14 protein-coding genes are annotated in these 22,456 nt (G+C 53.6%); 4 read left to right on the forward strand and 10 right to left on the reverse strand.

The features are described 5' to 3' along the window. The 7 genes from RBT11_06015 to RBT11_06045 all read right to left on the reverse strand — a co-directional run bounded on the left by RBT11_06015 (position 1) and on the right by RBT11_06045 (position 9,024). Positions 1-810 (reverse strand): acyl-CoA dehydratase activase, encoded by an 810-nt coding sequence (locus RBT11_06015; protein MDX9786307.1) that lies wholly within the window; start codon positions 808-810, stop codon positions 1-3. After that, a complete protein-coding gene (locus tag RBT11_06020; GenBank protein MDX9786308.1) occupies positions 807-1,580 on the reverse strand; it encodes an acyl-CoA dehydratase activase in 774 nt (257 codons plus the stop codon). Before RBT11_06020 ends, RBT11_06015 begins: the two co-directional genes overlap by 4 nt. Positions 1,581-1,595: 15 nt before the next feature. Beyond that, positions 1,596-2,981: a 2-hydroxyacyl-CoA dehydratase family protein gene (locus RBT11_06025; GenBank protein ID MDX9786309.1), complete on the reverse strand. Its 1,386-nt coding sequence runs from the start codon at positions 2,979-2,981 to the stop codon at positions 1,596-1,598. A gap of 93 nt (positions 2,982-3,074) precedes the next feature. Further along, entirely contained in the window at positions 3,075-4,238 is a 1,164-nt protein-coding gene (locus RBT11_06030; GenBank protein ID MDX9786310.1) for a 2-hydroxyacyl-CoA dehydratase family protein, read from the reverse strand. A 336-nt stretch (positions 4,239-4,574) separates the two neighbouring features. After that, complete coding sequence (locus tag RBT11_06035; GenBank protein MDX9786311.1) at positions 4,575-6,383, reverse strand: acyl-CoA dehydrogenase; 1,809 nt, start codon at positions 6,381-6,383, stop codon at positions 4,575-4,577. A gap of 68 nt (positions 6,384-6,451) precedes the next feature. Further along, on the reverse strand, positions 6,452-7,870 hold the full coding sequence (locus RBT11_06040) for a 2-hydroxyacyl-CoA dehydratase family protein (GenBank protein MDX9786312.1): 1,419 nt from the start codon (positions 7,868-7,870) through the stop codon (positions 6,452-6,454). Further along, on the reverse strand, positions 7,867-9,024 hold the full coding sequence (locus RBT11_06045; GenBank protein ID MDX9786313.1) for a 2-hydroxyacyl-CoA dehydratase family protein: 1,158 nt from the start codon (positions 9,022-9,024) through the stop codon (positions 7,867-7,869). The genes RBT11_06040 and RBT11_06045 overlap by 4 nt, the downstream gene beginning before the upstream one ends. Positions 9,025-9,617: 593 nt before the next feature. Between RBT11_06045 and RBT11_06050 the strand changes: the two genes are divergently transcribed. The 3 genes from RBT11_06050 (at position 9,618) to RBT11_06060 (ending at position 15,782) form a co-directional block, all read left to right on the forward strand. Continuing rightward, positions 9,618-12,770: a sigma-54 dependent transcriptional regulator gene (locus tag RBT11_06050; GenBank protein ID MDX9786314.1), complete on the forward strand. Its 3,153-nt coding sequence runs from the start codon at positions 9,618-9,620 to the stop codon at positions 12,768-12,770. Between the two features lie 478 nt (positions 12,771-13,248). Continuing rightward, on the forward strand, positions 13,249-13,629 hold the full coding sequence (locus RBT11_06055; GenBank protein ID MDX9786315.1) for a metalloregulator ArsR/SmtB family transcription factor: 381 nt from the start codon (positions 13,249-13,251) through the stop codon (positions 13,627-13,629). 17 nt (positions 13,630-13,646) lie between these two features. After that, positions 13,647-15,782 (forward strand): heavy metal translocating P-type ATPase, encoded by a 2,136-nt coding sequence (locus RBT11_06060; protein ID MDX9786316.1) that lies wholly within the window; start codon positions 13,647-13,649, stop codon positions 15,780-15,782. A 120-nt stretch (positions 15,783-15,902) separates the two neighbouring features. On the opposite strand, the gene RBT11_06065 is transcribed toward RBT11_06060, so the two are convergent. The 3 genes from RBT11_06065 to RBT11_06075 all read right to left on the reverse strand — a co-directional run bounded on the left by RBT11_06065 (position 15,903) and on the right by RBT11_06075 (position 21,261). Next, a complete protein-coding gene (locus RBT11_06065) occupies positions 15,903-18,248 on the reverse strand; it encodes an SLC13 family permease (protein MDX9786317.1) in 2,346 nt (781 codons plus the stop codon). A 179-nt stretch (positions 18,249-18,427) separates the two neighbouring features. Continuing rightward, complete coding sequence (locus RBT11_06070) at positions 18,428-20,536, reverse strand: acetate--CoA ligase family protein (protein ID MDX9786318.1); 2,109 nt, start codon at positions 20,534-20,536, stop codon at positions 18,428-18,430. Between the two features lie 98 nt (positions 20,537-20,634). Continuing rightward, positions 20,635-21,261: a LysE family translocator gene (locus tag RBT11_06075; protein ID MDX9786319.1), complete on the reverse strand. Its 627-nt coding sequence runs from the start codon at positions 21,259-21,261 to the stop codon at positions 20,635-20,637. A 361-nt stretch (positions 21,262-21,622) separates the two neighbouring features. Here RBT11_06075 and RBT11_06080 point away from each other — a divergent pair, with 361 nt between their 5' ends. Next, on the forward strand, positions 21,623-22,354 hold the full coding sequence (locus tag RBT11_06080; protein MDX9786320.1) for an alpha/beta hydrolase: 732 nt from the start codon (positions 21,623-21,625) through the stop codon (positions 22,352-22,354). Positions 22,355-22,456 lie beyond the last annotated feature (102 nt).

The following is a 22,456-nucleotide window of genomic DNA, read 5'->3' on the forward strand; positions in this document are numbered from 1 at the left end:
CTATCCTTTCGCGGCAGAGCGGACCGGGTTCATTTTGGCGTATCGTTCCTCGGCAAATATGGCTGCTCCAAGCGCTCCGATGATTTGAGGGTCAACGGATAACTCGACAATCGGCACGCCGATCACTTTCTCAAGCTCCTGAACAACGGCCGGATTTTTGGCCACGCCGCCGGTCAAACAAACTTCTTTGAGAATGCCGACCTTTCCAACCAGGCGATGCGCCCGCCTGGCCAGCGCACCGGCAACCCCCAGCGACACGTCCGCCCGGCTGCGCCCGCTCGCTAAAAATCCCATCACGTCAAATTGTGTAAAAACAGTGCAGATACTGCTGATGGGGACGGGATCAACGCCTTCCAGAGCCAGTGGGCCGATTTCTGACACATGCATTCCCAGGGTTTTGGCGATTCCCTCCAGAAACCGGCCCGTCCCGGCCGCGCATTTGTCGTTCATGATGAAATCAACCAGGTCCCCCGACCCGTCGATGCGAATGACCTTGCTGTCCTGGCCGCCGATGTCAATGATCGTCCTGATCTCGGCGTTGACCCACCAGGCCCCTTTCCCATGGCAGGAAATCTCGGATAAATTGTGACCGGCAAACGGAATTTTCTCCCGCCCGTAGCCCGTGCTGACGCAAAAGGTGATATCTTCCAGGCTAAGACCCGTATCCGTCAGCACCATCTCCATAGCGAGTCGTGCCGACTCAACCGGGTTGGGTTTCACCACGAGAATCGAATGCGCCAAAATTTTATTATCTTCCAGGAGCACCGCCTCGGCGCTCATGGACCCTACATCGACACCGGCAAATATCATAGCCCACCTCCATTTACACTCAGCGCCGCACCAATCGCACCGACATAATCCGGCTCGGTTCCAAACACCTGCGTCCGCACCGGAAACGCTTCTCGAAGCAACGCGACAATGCGTTCGTTATTGGCCAAACCGCCTGCGATGACGACGGTTTCTTCCAGTTTAACCCGCTTGCAAAGCGTGACGATGTTCTGGGTCAGGGCGCGAAGAATGGAGTCCAGAATGTTGGCCACCGATTCGCCGTCATTGACCAGGCTCACCACCTCACTTTCCGCAAACACCGCACACTGGCTGCTCATATTCACCTGCCGGTCCGCGGTTTTGGCAATACCGGCCGTATCCTGAACTGTGCATTCCAGGGCTTCACAAATAACTTCCAAAAACTTGCCGGCGCCGGAGGCGCATTTATCGTTCACGCGGTATTGAAGCACCCTTCCAGCATGGTTGACGGTTAACGCGTAGCTTTGCTGCGTGCCCAAGCACAGCATGGTCCGGCAGGTCGGCTCCGCCCAAACGCCCGCTCTGCCCATGCACTTTATCAGGGGCTCGCCCCGATGGGGCCGGGACACTTTCCCCTGCCCCCATCCGGTGATCACCAATTGATCCGCTGAATCGACCTTGTCCCCCCCCTCTTGTCGTAACTCGGACAAAACGCGCGCCAACGCGCCGTCCGGATGGGCCTGGGTCGGTGTTTTGGCCGCAAACAACACCTTACCTTCTTCCATAAGTACCGCTTTGGTATACCCGGTGCCGATATCACATCCTAAAATCATGCCAATCCTCCTTGGTTATGCAAGGGTTCCGAAAAACTCCGACAGTTGGCTCAACACGATATCGCGCGGTGTGAAGCGACCGTCCACCCAGTCCACTTCCATCGTCATGGTGGGGATATTCAGCTCTTCCCCAAAGGCGTCGCTGAGCAGCTTGGGCATCGTCCAGGAGTGCTTGCATCCCATGTTGCCCGCATAAATCGCCGCGTCCGCGCCAATCTCCTTGGCGACGGTCAGCATATCGTTCAGATACACGTCGGTATGGCTCATGACCGTTCGATGCATCGGAAAGTTGAAGGTTCGCCAGGCTAGACCCTCGATCATCGATTCCACACTCGATGTATTGATCACCCCAAGAACATCCTTGGGCAAATTTGTCAAGCCGCAGCCGGCATAGGTGCTGCCGTACATATCTTCCACCCAGTCACCGAGGTAGAGGGCATACGGAAACATGGAGCCGGTCCACAGGGTTCGAATCTCTTTTTTCCCTTCCGGCAAAAAGGAAATTCCCTTTTGTTGTCTTTCCAGCGCCTCGTTATAGGTTACCTCGGAATACTTGGGCAGGTTCTCGCTGCAGCCGCCCATCATCAGCGCGGCCAGGTCCAAGAGCCGGTGCATGCCGGGATCCGGAATCGGGCGGTTTTTCCGCAATTCAAACAACTTATATAGATTGGACATGTACGCATTGGTCCATTCCACCCGTTGCCGCAACCGGTCTTCGTCCATCGTGTGTCCGGTGGCTTTTTCGATCGTTTCGATCATTCGATGAATCTCATCCACAAAGTATTTAAAAGCGCGCCGGTTGCTGTAATAGGGAGAATCGATGCCGTAAAGCGGAACACCGAGCTGGTGCGCCGTATACTGCATGGTAATATTGCTCGAATCACAAGGCGCGGTCGTTTTAACGAACATCATGGGCTTGGGAAATAATCCCTTTTGAAAGGCCATGAGGGGCGCCTTCTGAAACGCGCATACATGGCCGGGTAACCCTTCGATCTCGCTGGCGTCCAGCTCTTCTTCCACCCCCGTTTTATACGTGGCGGCTATGACGAGAGAAAAAAGTTCCGGCAAAAGGGCTGCAACATCCAGCCCATAAAAAAGCTCCAGCGGCAGGGTCGGGAAAACCCCTATGAGCGGCTGTTCCTGCTCGATGCGACGGCCCAGATCCTCTATATAGTCTCTCAAGGCGATGGAAAAGGTCTTAATCCCCTGGCTGTTTTTCGGCTTCAAAAGGGCCACGATAAGTTCCGGATGAACCTTGGGAAGCAGGGAGGCATGGTAGTCGGTTCCTTTGGCCAGCAGCGCCGGAATATCCAGTTCCTCTATTGTGGTGGCCCCGCTGTCAATGCCCCACACAAACATATCGCAGGCCCTGGACATTCGGGCCATGTAATCATACTTCATAACGGCATTCTCTTCCATATTCCAATCCCTTTCGCTTTTCTTTCTTTCGGTTGATGGTGGTCCTTGCCTTAGCCTGCGGCAAAGGCTTGCCCCTTATTTGCCGATCTTTTCCAGAAAGGCCTGAATTCGAGTTTTAAACCGGCCCTTGTCCGCGGGAATATATTCCAATTCCATTTCCATGACGGGAATGCCGTCCGCCTCAAGCGCCTTTCGATGCATGAGATTCTCGCCCGCATAATTGTCGCAAAACGCCAGTTTCTGAAAGATGACACCGTCTACTCTGGCTTCAAGCGCCATCTTCTTCACGAACTCGAGCCGCTCCGCCGTTGCTTCAAGCATCCGTGGGCAGGGCATGTGAGTGAAATACCGGTCCATAATGGCAGCCATCGGGTCAATGCCCTCATCCACCATCTTGTCTATGTACTTTCTTCCCGCACAAAGCGAGTCGGTTACCACTGTAGCGCCGAGACTCTCGATAAGGTCGATAAGATAGGGGTCCCCCATATCACTACCGCCGAGCATAATCCGCGCCCCGGTGTTATTGATGACGGGCCGCGCTTTAAGCTCCGCGATGGCTTCTTTAAGCTTTTCATTGAATAGGTTCTTGGGCATCGAAAACCCCGCCTGAATGATGTTGAAGACTTCCGAACCGGTCACCTTCGGTTGATCCAGCTTGCGCAGATCGTATAACTCGTGCATGAGCCGTCTATACTCATTGTAGGTCTTTATCGTCTTGCGAAGAGACTCCTCCGAAAACCGAAGGGCATATGCCTCACAGACATCGGACTCAAGGTGGTCAATCTCTTCTCGATACCACTTCACCCGGTTTTCTCCCTTGGTGGCGTGCGGCACCGATATCAAAGACACAAAAGGAATTCCCACGACATCCTTCCACAGTCCGTGCGTTCTTCTCATCGTCTCACAACCGCTCGTGACGACCACCCCGTCCAAAAACCCGTACTGTCCTTTCATCCCCAGTTGGATGAGAGACCGGCTGTAACTGCACAGGAATTTGTGCATGTGAATATCTGCATCCTCCGTTGTCTGAGCCCCCCGGCCCCCCAACCGGATCGGCAGAATTCTGGACGGGCCTTCCAACGCCGCAAGAACCTCTTCCGGCACATAACTGCAGGTATACCCGAACACCTTGCCCCCCGCATCCTTCCAGTTGCGGATATAGGGGTTCTCCGATCGAAGCGGAAGCGTCGTCAACTCTTCGAGCGCACTTAACTTCCCGGCACCTGATTTTTCTCCCATGCTCATACTGTCCTCCCTGTGTAACCAAAGCCTGACTGTTAACTTCAATAAGAACCGACGCGCCACCCGAGATTGATACAAATGCTTCGCGCAATACGGCCGCATCGACTGATGGTGAATAATCGGCGCGCAGCTCTCCGCCGCAGTTGAACACTGACTTTTTGGCAACATACCCGAGAAGGTGTTGGGCCCGAACTCCCCACGGACATTCTGTTTAGCAAATCAGTAAATCAACCGGTTAAATCTTAATCTGTTCTTTTCATTTGATGGTCTTTGCTCGCTGTCAAAACCGAAGCAAGTCGATTCGACGATTAACGACAAATTTTCATTTGTGCCCTATCTACCGCCGAAAGCTTCGTCCGTAATCTCCATTGGTGCGTTACAGGAATCTAAAATTACCGCCATGCGGGCCGACGTGACCGGCAGCATGGTTCGCATGCATGTTTCGGCTGTGTGAATCTGTCCGGTATAAAAATCAGGATCCGGTATCGGCTCACCCGTGGCAAACTTGCGTTTGGCGACCACCGCCCGCCAGAGAAGCATCCATGCCACCATGATATCTCCAACCACATCCATGAACGGGCAGGCGTAGAGATAGGCGTTTTCAAGATCCCCCCCTTTGACGGTCCGGGTCAAGTGCTCTCCCACCGCTTCGAGTTTGTCCACCGCGGCTTCCATCGCTTGAACAAATGCGCGAATATCCGGAACATCCTTAAACGATTCCAGGCTCTTTCGAACCTCGCCGAGAAAATCTCTGAAAAGCCGCCCCCCCTTGATCATCAGCTTCCGTCCCATCAGATCCATGGACTGAACCCCGTTGGTTCCTTCGTAGATGGTCAGAATCTTCACATCCCGAACGAGCTGTTCCGTCGGATACTCCTTGATATACCCGTATCCGCCGAAAATCTGCATGCCGAGGTTGCAGATTTCAACCGCCCGGTCCGTCACATAGCTTTTGGCGACCGGAATGAGAAAATTGAGCACATTGTCATAGATCTCTCTTTCCCGGGGGGTTTCCGCCGTATCTCTTTTATCTTCAACATTGGCGATATAGTACAGCATGCTGCGCGTACCCTCAGTGATCATCTTCATGGTCATCAGCATGCGCCGGATATCCGGATGATTGATAATGGGAATGGGCGTCATTTCGGGGTCCCCCAGCCGGGCGCCCTGAATTCGGTTTCTTGCATGCGCCAGCGCGTAAAGATAGGCCGAGGATGCCACCGACATCCCCTGAATACCGACGATATGCCTGAATTTATTCATCATGACAAACATGCTGGACAACCCGGTGTTTTCCGGCCCGAGCAAGGTGCCGATGCACGCGCCTCTGCCGCCGAGCGTCATGGAGCAACTGGGGGTGCTGTGATGGCCCATCTTGTTTTCTATTCCAGTGCAGTAAACATCATTTCTTTCTCCGAGACTGCCGTCCGGGTTGATGCGAAATTTGGGCACGAGAAAAAGCGAGATACCGCCTGCACCCGGCGCAGCGCCCTTAATTCTGCCCAACACCAGGTGAATAATGTTTTCCGTCAGATCCTGGTCTCCGCAACTGGTGAAAATTTTGTTGCCGGTGATGTTGAAAGTTCCGTCCGGATTTCGGGTCGCGGTCGTTTTGAGGTGCGACAAATCCGAACCGGAATCCGGCTCCGTCAACATCATGGTGCATCCCCATGTGCCGGTGTAAAGGTTATGAAGATACAGGGCTTTTTGTTCTTCGGTACCGAACAGCTCGATCAGCATGCCGGGGCCGTGAATCAGATGCACGGGAAACATCAACCCCATGTTGGCGCCGATCATATAGGTTCTGGCCGCCGCAGCGACCGTGCACGGCATTCCCTGTCCGCCGGCTTCTCTCGGCCGGTCGATGGCGAACCAGTCTCCTTCTTTCATCGCCTGCCAGGCGGTTTTAAATTCATCCGGCGTAATGACCTTATTGTTCTCATACTTACACCCGATTTCGTCTCCAATTTTAAGGGTCGGATGAATATACCGAAGGGCCAGATCTCTGGCCGTTGAGACGATCATGTCCACCGTCTCTTTATCAAAATCCGCAAACAGCGGATGCTTGCTCAAATTCTCCACCTCAAGCTGCTCATGCAGCACAAAATCAATATCCCTGCGATCGGCAATAACCTGCGCCATAATCAAAAACTCCTTTCAAATACTTCCCGGACCACCGGTCCGGCGGTGAACCAATTCCAACCCCGGCGTCATGCCGCATTTTCTTCCCTGCTCATCCGATAGATTTTGCACATCTCGGCAAAGGATTCGATGCGTGTTCGAATCACTTCCACCGGATACCTCCGATCATCATATACATCCCCTTCCAATACGATCACGGGGATATCCATCTCTTTCCGGATGGCGTCCTTAAGCGCCAACGCATCGCCTGCGATGGGGCGACAAGCGTATGGAAACAGTCCCAGCACGCCATCGATATGGTAATTCCGGATGGCCGCCGTAAAGTGTGCCGCCCTCTGTTTCAAAGAACCGATGAGCGGTACGCTGAACATTCCCTTTGCAATGATATGATAAGGATCCGGTTGTAAAGTTTCTCCCAAATCCGGCATCAACGCGCCGCCCGGAAACCAATCCAGCTCGACGATCGGCATGGCCAGCCCCACCTCCTTAATAAACCGGGCAATCGCGGGGTCAACAAACGAGGGGAAAAACATGGTAACGCGCGGGGCTCCTTTTTCATAATACCCTTCTCCGCGCTCAACCCGCTCTTTGGTTTCCCGAAGGATGGTATCCACGGCGTCCTGAAGCCGCGCCACGTTTTCCCTGCTCGGGCCGCACAAATACATCATGAAGACATACCACATCGTCGTTATACTGACCGGCACCGGATCGGCTTCGACAACAAGCCTCATAATCCGCTCGATTGTCTGCATATATTTTCGGCCTTCGAGGAGACATTGCCAAAGCATCTCTTCCGTCACCTTCTTTCCGATGACCTCCGAAATGCGATCCATGGCCTTTCTCAATTCCTCGGCCAGATACCCGACCGACCTGTCCGGAAACAGAAATTGCTCATCCGCGTTTTCATCCATGATCCGGTTGACGGTGACGATGGGCACATCATATACCTCACTTAAATACTCATCCACCTTTGCGGCTTCATCGCAGCAGATTCCCCAAGACAGTTGAAGATCGGGTACGGGTATCAAATTAAGAAGATGCCCGCCAGCTTTGCACCGATTGCAACCGCAGTGAGCCCCCGCAGGCGTCAAAACCGTCTTTTCCGCCGCTTCCCATACCGGGGCCATCTTTTCAAATAGTCCGTGGTATACCATCAACAGCAGAATACTTGGGAAACCCGCATAGATGCCGTCATCGGCCAACGCAGCCGCCGAACCGAGGGCTGAAGAAAGGGACGGGAGGGTATTGTAAACACGCTTTCCCTTTTCCTCGACCGCCAGCATGAAATTGATCAGTTCTCGCATATAAACGCCCAACAGCTTTCGAAATCCCGAAAGATTCACCTCAAAATATTCCGTCAGGCGCTGCTTTGCGCCGGCAATATCACGATCGGTAATATTGAGTTTATGGAATGCCTTTTGAATGCGGGGCAGTTGGTTTTCAATCTCTTTTTTTTCATAACCGCACAGGGCAAGAAGCTCTCTCATGCCGACCGCCTTTCAAGGCTTTCCATAAAAGCACTGATGCGTGTCTTCATTCGCCCCCGATCCGATGCGTCATAATCGGAGTCAAGCTTCAATACCGGCAACCCTTTTTCCTTAAACCGCTCAGCGAAATAGGCAAATTCAATATCAAAGGTTTCGCACAACGTTAACTGGTACCAGAGGACCCCTTTCACGGCGAAATCTTCCGCCAACCGGACCACGTTCGCCAGCCGGGTTTTCATGGCGGATCTCATAAAACAGGCGGGGCACCGCTGCCTGAGGTATTTGAAAGCCAACGATTCCAGTAAATCAGCGCCATTTACGCCCACATTTTCCCAATAGGCCCTGACTCCCTCGCCGACTTCCTCAATCACGATTTCACCGCCGGCCTCTTCGACCAGACCAAATAGCTTATAGTCTCCGAGCGCAATATTGGGGGTAAGCAACAGCAACCGCTGCTTGCCGTTAATCGGCACTTTCCGTCCGTTTTCCAGTGTCTCGCATAGGGAAGTCAGCAGTTCCCCCATGACAACCGGATCCAAGAGAAAGCTGGCATGATTGAGTTTTATAAAGTCAAGGGCGCTTATCAGCGAAAAAGAAGATTGCCGCATCAGACTTATTCTTTTCAGAAGCGTCCGAAGCCGGTTATAAATACCGATGGATTCCGCAAGCTTCTCATCCGTAATCTCATTGCCGGTCACTTGTTCGAGCTTTTCCTTCATTCTTCGCAGGGAATCGATATAATAGGCCATAGCCCTGTCGGTCTGAAACTCCTGCGGAAGCCCCAATCGCCAAGTCTCAACACCGGTATGATACTCCCATAGGTCGGCGAATTTTCGCATATGCTGACAGGTCGTTGCAACGATCAACAGATCGGTCAGCTCATAATAAGCCTGATCCCTCAAAAGCCGATACCCCATTTGCGCGCGGGCAAAGGCACATTGAAACCGGACGACAACGGCGTGAGCGGCTTCCACCGGTTCGGGATCACCGCCGTGAATCTGGCAAACCGGCACCGCCCCGGCGGCATGGATCAGCTCGTGAGGAACATAATCTCCCACATTGGTAGCAACGACCTTTATGCCCTTTCGTTTCATCCCACTTATCGCGATGGGCCGTTCCAACAAAAGCTGTGACAGCTTGTCCATCCCGGGCATGTTACTCTCCTTCGAGGCTTCGTTGCGTTAATCCCTTGTCCGATTCCATTACCGCCACAGCACGTTGATCTCATGCCGCCGTTTGATCCTGCCGTTATGCTTTAACAAGACAAGCCCGCAAGGATTCAATGTCCGCGGCCGATCTTTTCAGGTGTAGATCACACGCCTTTGTATCCATAGATTAAAAGCAAATCACATGCCATCACCATTCGCATGGAAATAACTTTTTGTATTCTTTGATTTTTTTTCATTACTACCGTTCCTCGGCAACACCAGCAAAAACGCATTATGTCAACCCACCGCCATGCTACCGTTTAAATGCAAACACCCTTTGACAAGGCCCCCTGTCCGTATTATAAAATACGCGGTATTTGAAAGTTAATCGCCCAGTCATTTTGCATCACTCATATTTTATTATTTTTTTTAAGCTGCCATGTCAATTGGAACCATCTCGCCCGCTGAGGCGATTCGCCTTTTCACCACGAATCGGCCGATGGAAAAAGGGACGCAACCCCTCGTTGCCGCCCTATTTGATTTGGGTGGTTGCATATTGACACATTTTTTGATCTTCAGTCACAAACGCGGGAGCAATAATGATACCGGAGGATCCTCAGTTTTCGCAAGCGCAGTGGGAATTTTTAGCCACGCTGCAAGCATTTAACACGCCCTTGCCGATTGACATTCTCGGCACTTTGGCCCCTTTGATGCCCGGACCGTTGTTCGACCTCCTTCTTCGCTCGGAACACCTCGGTTTTATGAAAAAAACCAACGGGGATATTTTGCAGCTCACCGCAAACCTGCCCCCCGGCGTTTTAAAAACCCTGCAATCCATCAATTCGCCGGAACGAATCTCTGAGATTTTCGACCAGTTAAGGAAAGACGGGTTGCTTTCCCGACTAAATCCAACCGATATTGTCAATCTTCTGATCAAGGCAAAACGGCATGAAGATGCGGCTGCCATTCAACTGGATCTGGCGGAAACCGCGATTCATGACGTGGATATGGAAACCGCGATCATGAACTTGATTCAGGTCGTCGAAGCCCATCTTCGAAAACCAAAACCGCTGGAAACCGAAAAACGGCTGATCGACCGGACCCTGACGGTTTCCGACCAGTGCATCGCAATGGGTAAAGGCTTCGCAGAAGTGCTGCCGCTGTTACAAAAACTGCTTGTCGTTTCAGACAATTTGGGAGACAGACGCTCCCATGCCATTATTCTCCTTCACTTGGGGCGGCTGTATTATCTATCCAATATGAATACGGAGGCGCTGAAGGCGCTTTCGGACGGCAAACAGATGGTCGAGGAACTGGGCGATGAAGATATTTTATTCCAATCGGCCGAATTTGTCGGCCTTTTTTACTTCATGCAGGGAAACTACAAGCAGGCGTTGATTCACTATGAGAGAGCCTCGGAATGGGGTAGATATACGGAAAGCGACACCATCAACCCGTTCGCGCCGGTGTTTTTCAGCCTGACCGCCCTGGCTTTGGGCCAATTCAACCGCGCCATCGACTTGCTGGATATATTTCATCGCATTGCCATCCAAAAAAAGCAGCCGAACGTTTCGACCACCCTGCGAGCCGTTCTGGGGTACATGCTGCTGACATTCCACAAGGACAAGGAGGCCCTGTACCATCTATCCGTCGCCAATGAAGAGGCCAAGAAGCAGAAAAATGCGCTGGCCCTTTACGGTGTCAGACTATTCAAATCTTATTATCATTATTTAAAAGGGAATCTGACGGAAGCCAGGGATTTATTCGTAAGGGCATTGAGTGAGGCCGCCCATGCCAACATTATTCGCGCCTATGCCGCTTATCCGTGGGTGCTTGAAATGCTTTTTGATTTTGAACGGCAAAATGTATCCCTGCCCCATGATTTTAGTTTCGATACCACCGCCGAACGAGTCAAACAGGACATCAATAGTTCTCTTAAAGGGGTTCTCATGCGACTTTTGGCGAAGCGCGCGATCGTCAATGGAGAATCTATTGAAACCATACAGGCGTATCTGGAGGACAGCCTCAAATTCCTCACCCATTCCGGCAGCGTGGTGCAAACGGCAAAAACACGGCTGGAGCTGGCCCGCCTTGAACTGACCAAGGGAAATCGTAAAAAAGCAGCGGGGTATGCCCGAAAGGCCTGGCAAAGTCTACCCGCCTATGCCGAACGCCTTTTTCCCGATGACCTGCAACATCTGATTGACACCGGATCCAAGGGTCCGTTTCTTAAAAGTTTTTTATCCGCGGAAGTCGTCTTCAACCGCTTTTCCGAAGTGCTTGAAAAGCTGGTCCCTGCTTCGGATCTGAAAGTCATTCTCGGTCGCCTGGTCGCAACCACCAATCGCTTTTTCAGCGCCGAGCGGGGTGGTTTTTTCCTGGTAAAACAGAATGCGCCAAGAGAGCAGTTAGAATTGCTCACTGCTGTCAATCTCACTGAATTGGAAATCACTTCGAACACCTTCAAGCCGCATATTCAACTGATTTCCGACGCATTTCGTACCAATCGCGCCATTCTCACCCGCCCATCCCCACCGGGGAAGCAGAACAAACGCATCGATACCGTGACGGCACTTTGTTTGCCGATCGACTTGGGAAATGAACGCAGGGGTATCTTGTACCACGACAACTCGTTGCTGATGGACAGCTTTGATTTTTTGGATGATCATGCGCTGGAACTGCTTAAAACCCATCTTGAAACCCTCTGCCGTCAAATCTGGGAGTATTGCCATTCAGCCCAAAGAAAAACCCGTCAAGCCTCAGAGAAAGAGATCGAAACGGAAAATACGCTGAAAGAAAAAATTATCGGCGAAAGCCGGGCCATTGGGGATTTACTGAAAAAGGCGCAGCGCATTGCCGATTCGGAGTCCCCCATACTGATTCAGGGTGAGACCGGCGCGGGCAAAGAAATTATGGCCCGCTGGATTCATAAACACAGCCCGCGGCACAATGGGCCCTATGTCATCATCGATTCGACCACCATCGCTGAAAACCTCTTGGAAAGTGAGCTTTTCGGGCATGAAAAAGGGGCGTTCACCGGCGCTTCCCGTCAAAAAGCCGGCCGGGTTGAGCTTGCCAACGGCGGAACCCTGTTCCTGGACGAGGTGGGGGAACTGCCGCTTTCAATACAGGCGAAACTGCTGAGGGTTCTGGAGGAAAAAACGTTCACCCGCGTCGGGGGCAGCCGGGTTCACCGGTGTGATTTCCGGTTGATTGCCGCCACCAATCGAAACCTTGCAAAAGAAGTACAAGCCGGTCGATTTCGTGAAGATCTTTTTTACCGCCTGAATGTCCTTCCCCTCCAAATTCCGCCCCTTCGGGAAAGGAAAGAGGACATTATTCTGATGGCGCGGCATTTTCTCGGAATCTATTGCAAACGTCTCAACCGCCCCCAGTTCCCCATCTCGCCCAAAAATGTGTCGGCATTGCTTGCGTATCCCTGGCCCGGAAACGTCCGGGAACTGAAAAATGTGATCGAGCGGGGCGCGCTGCTGTCCAACGGCAGCCACTTGGAATTGCAGCTATCGGCAACACCGGTGGACCCGCAATCGTTTTCCATTACCGATCTGCCATCCATGCAGGAACTGCAACGCCGCTATATCGGACATGTGCTGAAAAAAACCGAGGGGCGAATCGGGGGGCCGGGGGGAGCGGCCGACATCCTCGGAATGAACAGATCCACCCTCTACTTTCGAATGAAAAAGCTGGACATGCCGTTAAACTCATCACCGAATGAAACTTCGCCGGATTGAGGAAAGGGGCTGACCCGAACGCCAATCTCGGCTCAAATAAATTATACGAAAGGCTCATTCCGCTGACCCCCACGATTGTTTTGTTCTGATATAAATCGTAATAAAATTCCGTATATTATGTATGCTTCCAGTCTCATACCCATGCCCCGAAGGGGTTGTGTCAATCCCATGGAAATCGTCCTTCCTAATGCCGTCCTAATGCCTTGACACAACCCCTTCAGGGTTGTTTATAAATGGGTTGGCATCTCGCTTTCCCAGGGTAGCGGCATACGCCGCAACCCCGGGCTGGATTATGCAGCCCACTATGGGGCAGTAGGCCCAGCCCATCGTCTCGACTGTTATTGCCGCGGGTGATATCGCTCTGCCCCAACACGGGTTAGAACAAATTCACCGTGCGCCAACCCCTTGAAGGCCTTGACACCCAGCCATTACATATTATAATCTGCGCATATGATAACCTATAGAAAGGAGTCGATAGATGCGGCCGGCTAAATATTCCCAATCCACGGATGAACCGCCTTCGTGCAATATCCTGCACCCCATCACGGTTCGGAAGGTATCGGAACAGATGCCCTCGGAGGCGGCGCTGGACAGTCTTGCCGGGTTCTTTAAGCTCTTTTCCGACAAGACCCGGGTCGGCATTATCTGTGCGCTGAGTCAGTCCGAGATGTGCGTCTGCGACCTGAGCATGCTGCTCAAGATGAAGCAACCCGCCATATCCCAGCATCTTAAAAGCCTGCGTCAAATGCGTATCGTCAAAACCCGCCGGGACGGTAAAGTCATTTATTATGCCCTGGATGACGATCATATTCGTGCAGTGCTCAACACGGGCTTGCAACACATTAATGACCCTGTTTGAACCACCGGGGAATCGCCATGGCAACTGTATACCATATCACGGGGCTGGATTGCGCGTCTTGTGGGTTAAAACTTGAAACCGCGATCAAGAAACTGCCGGGCGTGTCTTACGCCGTGCTGGATTTTGCCAACCTGCGCCTTCATCTGGAGGCCCTCGATGTTGAACGGGTGCGCGCTGAAATCAAGCGAATCGAGCCGACGGTTGAAATTCTTTCCGCCGCCCCCCACGCTGAAAAAGCCCAAAGCCAAGCGGACGTATTCGGAACAAGAAGGGCGGCCGGCATTATTATCGCGGCACTGATCCTTTTAGGTGTGCATGCGGTTTTTGAAGAACGCTTCCACGCATCCGGTTGGCTGGTGTTGGATTATGGCATCGCGCTGATCGCATACTTTCTTGCCGGCACCAACATCTATGTCAACGCTTTCAGAACCTTTCGCAGAGGTGATTTTTTCGATGAAAATGTCTTGATGGTGGTTGCAACGGGCGGCGCGATCGCCATTCACAGCCTCTCGGAAGCCGTGGCCGTAATGATATTTTTTAAGACGGGGGAGCTTCTGCAAAATCTGGCGGTAGCGCGCTCGCGCCGCTCGATTCATGCGCTTCTTGCTTCAAAACCCGACCACGCGAATTTGGAGACGGACGAAGGCCTTCGCCAGGTGCCGCCGGAACAGGTGCGGGTCGGGGAAATTATTTTGGTCAAACCCGGAGAAAAGGTGCCGCTCGATGGTGAGGTGGTGATGGGGCAATCCAGTTTGGATGCATCGGCCTTGACGGGTGAATCCGTTCCGCTGAGCGCCCGAATTGGCGATAGCCTGATGGCGGGAATGATCAACTTGGCGGGAGCCTTGAAGCTGAGAGTGACCAAGCCTTTCAATGAATCCTCGATTGCCAAGATCCTTGACCTGGTTGAAAATGCTTCTGCCCGGAAAGCGGCAACGGAAAAATTCATCACCCGGTTCGCGCGGTGGTACACGCCGATCGTGGTGGGTGCCGCCGCCGGTATCGCGGTGCTGCCTCCCTTGATAATGGCTGAGGCGAATTTCAAGACCTGGATTTATCGCGCATTGGTGGTGTTGGTAATTTCCTGCCCCTGTGCGCTCGTAATCAGCATTCCCCTGGGATATTTCGGTGGCGTCGGCAGGGCCTCGCGACAAGGCATACTGGTCAAGGGGTCTAACTTCCTGGACGCGCTTGCAGCGGTCAAAACGGTTGTCTTTGACAAAACGGGCACCCTGACCCGAGGCGACTTTGCGGTACAAACCATCGTGCCCGTGAACGGCTTTGAAAAACAACAGCTGATGGAATTCGCAGCGCTTGCCGAAATGCATTCCAATCATCCGATCGCCAAATCGATTATCGCCAAAGGCGCCGAAATGGGGCTGAAGCTGGATGGCGCATCGATCGTCGAACATGTCGAATTGCCCGGAAGGGGAGTTCGCGCTCTGGTGGGCGGGCACGAGATACTAGTCGGGAGCGACGGCTGGATGCATCATCAGCAGATCGTCCATCATGGCTGCGCACTCGAAAGCACCGCCGCGCATGTTGTCATTGACGGCGAGTACGCCGGGTATATTGTGATCGGAGATTCGATCAAGGCCGATGCGAGGCAGGCCATTGCGCAATTGCGAAGCATCGGGATCGAGCGCATTGAAATGCTCACCGGCGACAATCGCTGCACGGCGGAATCGGTTGCCAGGGCCTTGGGGGTGGATGCGTTCCATGCGGAACTCCTCCCGGAAGACAAGGTGCGTTTGCTGGAGGAAATACAATCGACCGCCAATCATGGCGGGAAAGTTGCGTTCGTCGGTGATGGAATCAACGATGCCCCCGTCCTTGCCAGGGCCGATGTCGGGGTTGCCATGGGTGCCCTCGGCACGGATGCTGCGATCGAGACGGCCGATGTGGTGCTCATGACCGATTCTCCGCTAAAAATGGCAGAGGCGGTTCAAATCGCCCGCCAGACCCGAATCATCATCTGGCAGAACATCGTGATGGCGCTTTCGATAAAAGTCGTGTTCGTGGCCCTTGGGGTGATAGGCCTGGCATCGATGTGGGAGGCTGTCTTTGCCGACATGGGGGTAGCCCTCGCCGCAATCATTAACTCCACACGGATGTTAAGGACAAGCGGTCGCGCTGAACCAACTGTATCATGATTAACGTAATGTCCCCTTTTTTGCGGAAAATTCACCAGCGCCTTCGATCGCTCACCGGCGCACCGTTATTTGGTGCCAATCCGGCTCCCAGAGTGCAATTCTCTTCATAACCGCTCGTCATCAAGGTGGCCACAATATCGGCAGCAATCCCACCGATACAAGCAGTGAAATAATTGTAATGGGCACGCCGACTTTCACGTAGTCGATGAAGCGATAGCCGCCGGGGCCCATGACGAGCAGATGGGCAGGGTGCGAAAGCGGGCTGGCAAAACTCGAAGAGGCCGAGATCGCCACGGTCATCATCAACAAGTGAGGTGAGATCTCCAAAGCGCCGGCAGCGCTCAGCGCCACCGGCGCCATTAACACCACCAGCGCAGCCGTGGGGATAATTTGCGTGCCGAGCACGGTTACGATGAACAGCGCCGCGACAACCCATCGCGGGCCGAGATCACCGACTGCGGTAATCAAGGCAGCCGCCCCCATCTGCGCCGCTCCGGTGTTTTCGATGGCCGCGCCCAGCGGCAGCATGCTTGCGATAAGGAATACAACCTTCCACTCAATGGCCCGATAGGCTTCCTCTATGTTCAGGCAGCCGGCGAGCACCATCAGCGTCGCCCCGGCAAGGGCGGCAATGGCAATCGGAACAAGGCCTGCGATAGCACTCAAGATGACCGCCAGCATGATGGCAATGGCAATGCGGGCCTTTTCCAGGCGTGGCGCACGCGCCGCGGCCTCATCCAGCACGAGAAAGTCCGGATCGCGGGCCAGGGCCGCCATGTTTTGGCGTTGCCCGTAAACCAGCAGGGCATCGCCGAATTGCAAGGGCATGTCCTGAAGCCCGGTGCGATAGGCACGTCCCCTGCGCCAGATGGCAAGCACGCTGATGCCGTAACGCTCGCGGAAGAGCAGGTTGGCGAGAGACTGCCCCGCGAGAGAGGTTCTCGGTGAAAGCAGCGCTTCAGTAACGCCGATTTGTTGTGACTCCAGTTCGGCAACCAGGCCGGGGGATTGCTTTTCGATCTGAAGTTGCTGAAGACCTTCGAGAATCTCAAGATCGCGGGGTGACCCCTGCAGCACGAGCAGATCGCCGGCCCGCACCTTCTCATCCGGCGAAGGCATGCACAGCAGTTCCTCCCCACGCACAAGGCCAACCACGGTCAAACCGAATGCATTCCCCAGGCGACTTTCAACCAGATCATGATCGACCAGCACCGACCCCGGTGGAACACGTACCGGCAGCAGCTCGGGGCGGCCTCCGGCAAGCGCTTTCACCCTGTCCGCCGCTACGAAGCGCAGTTCCGTGACAAAGCCCAGCTGCGTCATCGTTTCCAGCGCGTCCCGCTCGCCCTGAAGCAGCAGTCGCTCTCCTGCCAAGAGTCGGTGCTGTCGCAGATCCTTGATCTCGCGTTCAATCGGGCCGTGCAGGGCCATCACATGAATGTGATGCGCCCGCCGCAAGCCGCTCTCCGCGAGCGTGGAATCTATCAGCGGCGACCCTTCGGCGATCAGTCCCTCAGCCACCTGCAGCCGTTTTGAGAAGTAATGATTCACGCGTTCGGACGACTCGACCTGAAGGTGCTGACTGGCGCGAAAGCGCTGCAGATGGTCGGGACTGCCGTGAACGATGAGCGTATCTTCCGCCTGCAGCACGTCATTTGGACGCGGCGCAAGCATCAACACACCCTTTCGCTGGAGCGCCAGCACGGTCAGATAAAGGGCCGAGCCCAGTCGGCTCTCGGCGAGGGTGCGGCCGTCGAGCGGGGATCCCGTTGGGATGCGGGTGGTGAAAATGTGCGTGTCGAGCTGATAGAAAGAGCCGATCGGCAAGGGATTACCCGCCTCTGCACCCGTGGAACGATTGGGAAGCAGGTGGCGTCCGATAAGCACCATGAATGCGATACCGGCCACAACGATGGCCGCGGTGATCGGCGTAAAGTCGAAGATAGCAAAGGGACGCATGCCGGCAATGTGAAGGGCGTCGGTCACCAGGATGTTCGGCGGAGTGGAGATACCTGTAAACGGACCGCCGAGGAGGCAACCGAGCGCCAGCGGCATCAGCAGCCGGGAGGGTGGGCGCCCACTACGCCGGGCCAGCTCCATGGTCGCCGGCAGCAGAATGGCTGCGACCGTCACGGTGTTGATAAGCGCCGACAACAGACTGGCGGCCAGCATCAAGGCAACCATGAGCGTCACTTCGCCGCCTTTTGCGAAGCGTTGCAACGGTTGTCCCAGTTGCTGGGCGATACCGGTGCGGGTCAGTCCTTCGGACAGAATGAACAAGGCCCACACGGTGACCACCGCCGGACTGCTGAATCCGGCCAACGCCTCTTGCGCAGTGACCAAACCCGTCAAGGCAAGGGCCGACAGCACCAGCAGCCCGACCACATCCACACGCAGCCGGCCAGCGATAAACAGGATGAGTGCCGCTGCAACAATCGTGAGGAGCATGATGATCTCATATACCAAGAGGGTTTCCTCCGGAGATTATTGAATTTATACCGGCAAGGCGGGTCAAGGCGGCAATAGGGAAGTTCCCCCTCTTCTCCGCGTTCATTCACGATGTAAAAAGGTGACGCCGCCCTCCTGCCAGCCCATGCTGTAAAGGAAGTTGTCCGCGGAGGAAAAGGCATCCAAGTCTCTCCTTCTCAATCCGAAGCCGAGCGGTCTTGCAGAATAAACCTTGCGTCCAGCGCCATACAACCCTCTTCGTAACTCATAACCGGATTCAGGTCGATTTCCTTGATGCTCGCCATGTCCTGAGCCAATGCCGACAGTTTCAGCAGATTGTCCGCCAGGCAGCCGATATCCTTTGATTTCCGGCCGCGTACGCCGGCAAGCACCCTGTAACCTTTAATCTCCCTGATCATTTCCTCGACCTCGCTGCGATCCACCGGTGCAATCCGCAGACTAATATCTTCCATCAGCTCGGCCAGTACGCCGCCCATGCCGAACAGCAGGGTCGGGCCAAAGGTCGGGTCCTGCTTTACCCCTAATATCACTTCCTGACCCGCGGGTTTTGCCTGCGCCATCACCAGGACGGTAAAGCGTTCGTTCGGCGGCAGGGAGCCGCCTAATTGATTCCGCATTTCGGTAAAGGCATCCGTCACCGCTTCGGGGCTATTCAGATTTAATACAACCCCGCCCACATCGGATTTGTGAATCACCGAAGGAACGTCTATTTTCAATACAACGGGCAGGCCGATTCGCCCTGCGGCCTTCGCCGCCTCTTCGGCGCTAGCGGCTGACGCATGTGCCGGCACTGGAATGCCATATAATTTTAACACATCAAAGCATTCGGCCTGGGTGGGATTGCGATTTTCTTTTTCGGCCCTGTCGATAATCCGGCGCGCGGGCAAGGGGTCAACGGCTTTTGCCACGGGCATCATCATCGTCTGATGGTGCTGTCGGAACTGATAGGCTCGGTAAGATGCGCTCAGCGCCCAGGCGCCGTCTTCCGGGCTTTTAAAAAAGGGAAACCCCAGCGTTTCCTTAAGAAAGCTTGCTTCCCGGTCATCGATCATCAAGCACAAGGCGACCGGTTTGCGATACCTGGCGCTCAACTCCTTGACAACATGCATAAAGCGGTGAGAGCCTTCACGCTCCACGTCGCTATACCCATGCGCCAGAATCATGCCGTGAATGCTGTCGTTGGACAACACCATCCGCGCAATGGACTCGTAAACCGATAGATCGAAAAGGTCACCCAAATCCAAAGGATTTCTGAGATTGATCACCCCGCCACGCACATGTTTTCTAATTTTTTCAAGTTCTTCCGGCGCAAATGGCGGGAGTTCAAACCCGAAATGTTCCGCTGTATCAGCGGCAATAACCGCATGCCCACCTGAACGGGAAACAATGGCCAGGTTTCGGCCTTTCATTGGCGGCAATTGGAAAATCTTTACAAAATCAACCATCTGTGCATTCGAATAGACCCGGATAATGCCGGTCTGTTTGAACGCCGCACTGACGACCTTGTCGTCCGTTGACAAGGCTGCAGTGTGCGAGGCCGCTGAAGCTGCCCCGGCACGGCCGATTCCCGATTTGTGAACGATGATCGGCTTTTTACTTTGTCCGGCAATCTGCATCAGCCGGCGGCCATTTTTAATGCTCTCCAGATACATGCAAATGATCCCGGTCCCGGTGTCTTCTTTAACCAGGTATTCAAGGAGATCCGATTCATCAACGTTGAGCTTGTTGCCAATGGAAATAACCTTGTTAAAATGAATGGCATCATGTGCAAAAAAATCCATATACGTCCCGGCAACCCCGCCGGACTGGGACACAACAGAGACCTTACCCTTTTTAAAGGGAATCGTCGTTAGGCCAAAGGAGGTGGCCAGTCCATTTTCGGTGTTGTTGACACCGATGCAGTTGGGCCCGACAAAGCGAATTCCAAATTCCCTCGCCGCCGTTAACAGCTCGGCTTCCAGGGCTTTTCGCTCTATGGAAAACTCCGAAAAGCCGCCGGATTCGATGACGATTCTGCGAATACCCACCTCGCCGCATTCACGCACGATTCCGGGCACAACGGCCGCCGGTGCCAGAATAACCGCCATATCCAGAGGAAATACAATTTCTTTGATATTTTTATGAATCGGCCTGCCCAGAACAACACCCCCTCGAGGTCCCACGGCATGAACCTGACCGTCAAACCCCTTATAGATCAGGTTCTCAACAATAACCCGGCCCATATTATTTTCCTTGTTGCTCACACCGATAACAACGATACTTTTGGGATAGAAAAATCCTTTCATAATCCAGCAACCTCAACTTTCGGGATTCGGTTTATATCGCAGACATGCGCCAACAAAAACACTCCGCCTGAAAAGGCCTCTTCATCAACGCATCCTTGCTATCGCTCCGTTGTTGCCAGCTTGAGCGCCAAGGCCAGAAAAACCGTGCCGGCAACCCTGTTCAAAATCTTCTGAGCACGCGCAGACCGGTTCAGCCATTGCCCGAGCGTACCGGCCAGAAGCGCAATCCCTCCAAAAACCAACAGGGCCGCAACGATAAATATGCCGCCGAGCAGCAACAGTTGCAACGACAAGGGCCCTCGTGTAGGATCGGCGAATTGCGGCAAAAATGCCAAAAAAAAGATGGAAACCTTGGGGTTCGTGATGTTCATAATGATCCCACGACCATAAAGCCGCCAACGATTGGCTTTCCCGCCGGGTTCACCCTGAATTTTTTCAATAGGGGCTCGAATGGCTTGCCAGGCAAGATACACCAGGTAGCCTGCGCCAAGGAATTTAAGCGCGGAAAAGGCAACTGCCGATGTCTGAAAAATGACGGCGACACCCAAAGCAACCGCACTGCTGTGCACGATGAGCCCCGTGCACAAGCCAAGCATCACCACGATCCCCGCACTCCGCCCATGCAAGGCGGACTGCGCCAGTACGAATATATTGTCGGGACCCGGCGCGAGGGCAAGCAATAAAGAAGCCGTGGAAAAGGTCATTATCGTTTCAACAGACAGCATCAAAGCCTCCAACTATTTAAATTAACATAATTCTCACCAATGCATGCAGCCGATCCCCGCATCGAAAAAAAGGGATGTATGCCATTAACAACAGGGCGATAATCAGTTGTATGGTAGCGAATATACCATCGTATGGCTATATTTAATTACTTGGATATGAAATTAATTGACGGATAAGATAGAATCCAATAAATTGATCTAAAAGGCGCTTAAATAGTCAAAAGAAAACAGAATATTACCCAACTTCCTGGAATCATTTCAACGAGGGAAAGTTTTCCGGTTCACTCACGAATGAATATGTGCACATTTTGATTCTACATGGGCGCTCACCCATTATACTAACAATTGTGGGAGGAACGGCATGAAGTTATATGTGGAAAGGCATGGGAAGGGTAAAAAACTGCTTTTCATTCACGGCGCGGGGGGCAGCTCCGCTTCCTTCCATCTTCAGAAGCAGTACCTGAAGCATTGTGTCGAGGTTATCCTCATCGATCTGCCGGGCCGTGGAAAATCGGGAGATGAAGGGTGCCGATCCATCCCCGAGTACGTTGAGGTGGTAAGAACTGTCATCGACGAGCAAGGCCTTGAAGGGTGTTATCTTGTCGGCCACTCAATGGGCGGGCTTATCGCGATGTCCCTCGCGATCGCGCACCCGAAGGCAATTAAAGGCCTCGTCCTTATTACCACGGGCGCCCGCTTGAGGGTGTCTCCTGCGATTCTGGAGTGGATCATGGTAGACAAGGAGAGGACCGTTAAGTCCTTGGCGCTTATGGGTTTTTCGAAGAAGACGCCTCCGGCCGTTTCAAGGGACGCCGTCGCAGAAATGATGAAGGTATCCGAGGAAACAATGTACGGTGATTTTCTTGCGTGCGATCAGGCGGACATTATGGAAGAGGTCGGAAGGATAAAAATGCCGACATTGATCATCCGAGGGTCTGACGACCAACTCACGCCGCCGCACTATTCCGAGCACCTCAACCATGCCATCAAGGGCTCGGAGATGGTTTCGATTGCGGACGCGGGCCACTGGGTGCTCCTGGAGAAAGCAGAGGAGGTGAACCGGGCGATCGAACGCTTTATAACTCATCAATAGGTTTTCAACGCACGGTTATTTTGTTCTGATATAAATAGTAATAAAATTCAGTATATTATGTATGCTTCCGATCTTATTCCCATGCCCCGAAGGGGCTTTGTC

This window comes from Desulfobacterales bacterium, assembly GCA_034003325.1.
Classification (GTDB): Bacteria; Desulfobacterota; Desulfobacteria; order Desulfobacterales; family JAFDDL01; genus JAVEYW01.

What these genes read in the sequence shown, in the direction of transcription:
- RBT11_06025 (MDX9786309.1), bottom strand. Translation starts at nt 2,981, where the DNA reads ATGAAGTATGATTACATGGCCCGAATGTCCAGGGCCTGCGATATGTTT.
- RBT11_06020 (MDX9786308.1), bottom strand. Translation starts at nt 1,580, where the DNA reads ATGATTTTAGGATGTGATATCGGCACCGGGTATACCAAAGCGGTACTT.
- RBT11_06075 (MDX9786319.1), bottom strand. Translation starts at nt 21,261, where the DNA reads ATGCTGTCTGTTGAAACGATAATGACCTTTTCCACGGCTTCTTTATTG.
- RBT11_06055 (MDX9786315.1), top strand. Translation starts at nt 13,249, where the DNA reads ATGCGGCCGGCTAAATATTCCCAATCCACGGATGAACCGCCTTCGTGC.
- RBT11_06035 (MDX9786311.1), bottom strand. Translation starts at nt 6,383, where the DNA reads ATGGCGCAGGTTATTGCCGATCGCAGGGATATTGATTTTGTGCTGCAT.
- RBT11_06040 (MDX9786312.1), bottom strand. Translation starts at nt 7,870, where the DNA reads ATGAGAGAGCTTCTTGCCCTGTGCGGTTATGAAAAAAAAGAGATTGAA.
- RBT11_06080 (MDX9786320.1), top strand. Translation starts at nt 21,623, where the DNA reads ATGAAGTTATATGTGGAAAGGCATGGGAAGGGTAAAAAACTGCTTTTC.
- RBT11_06030 (MDX9786310.1), bottom strand. Translation starts at nt 4,238, where the DNA reads ATGGGAGAAAAATCAGGTGCCGGGAAGTTAAGTGCGCTCGAAGAGTTG.
- RBT11_06060 (MDX9786316.1), top strand. Translation starts at nt 13,647, where the DNA reads ATGGCAACTGTATACCATATCACGGGGCTGGATTGCGCGTCTTGTGGG.
- RBT11_06015 (MDX9786307.1), bottom strand. Translation starts at nt 810, where the DNA reads ATGATATTTGCCGGTGTCGATGTAGGGTCCATGAGCGCCGAGGCGGTG.
- RBT11_06045 (MDX9786313.1), bottom strand. Translation starts at nt 9,024, where the DNA reads ATGCCCGGGATGGACAAGCTGTCACAGCTTTTGTTGGAACGGCCCATC.
- RBT11_06050 (MDX9786314.1), top strand. Translation starts at nt 9,618, where the DNA reads ATGATACCGGAGGATCCTCAGTTTTCGCAAGCGCAGTGGGAATTTTTA.
- RBT11_06070 (MDX9786318.1), bottom strand. Translation starts at nt 20,536, where the DNA reads ATGAAAGGATTTTTCTATCCCAAAAGTATCGTTGTTATCGGTGTGAGC.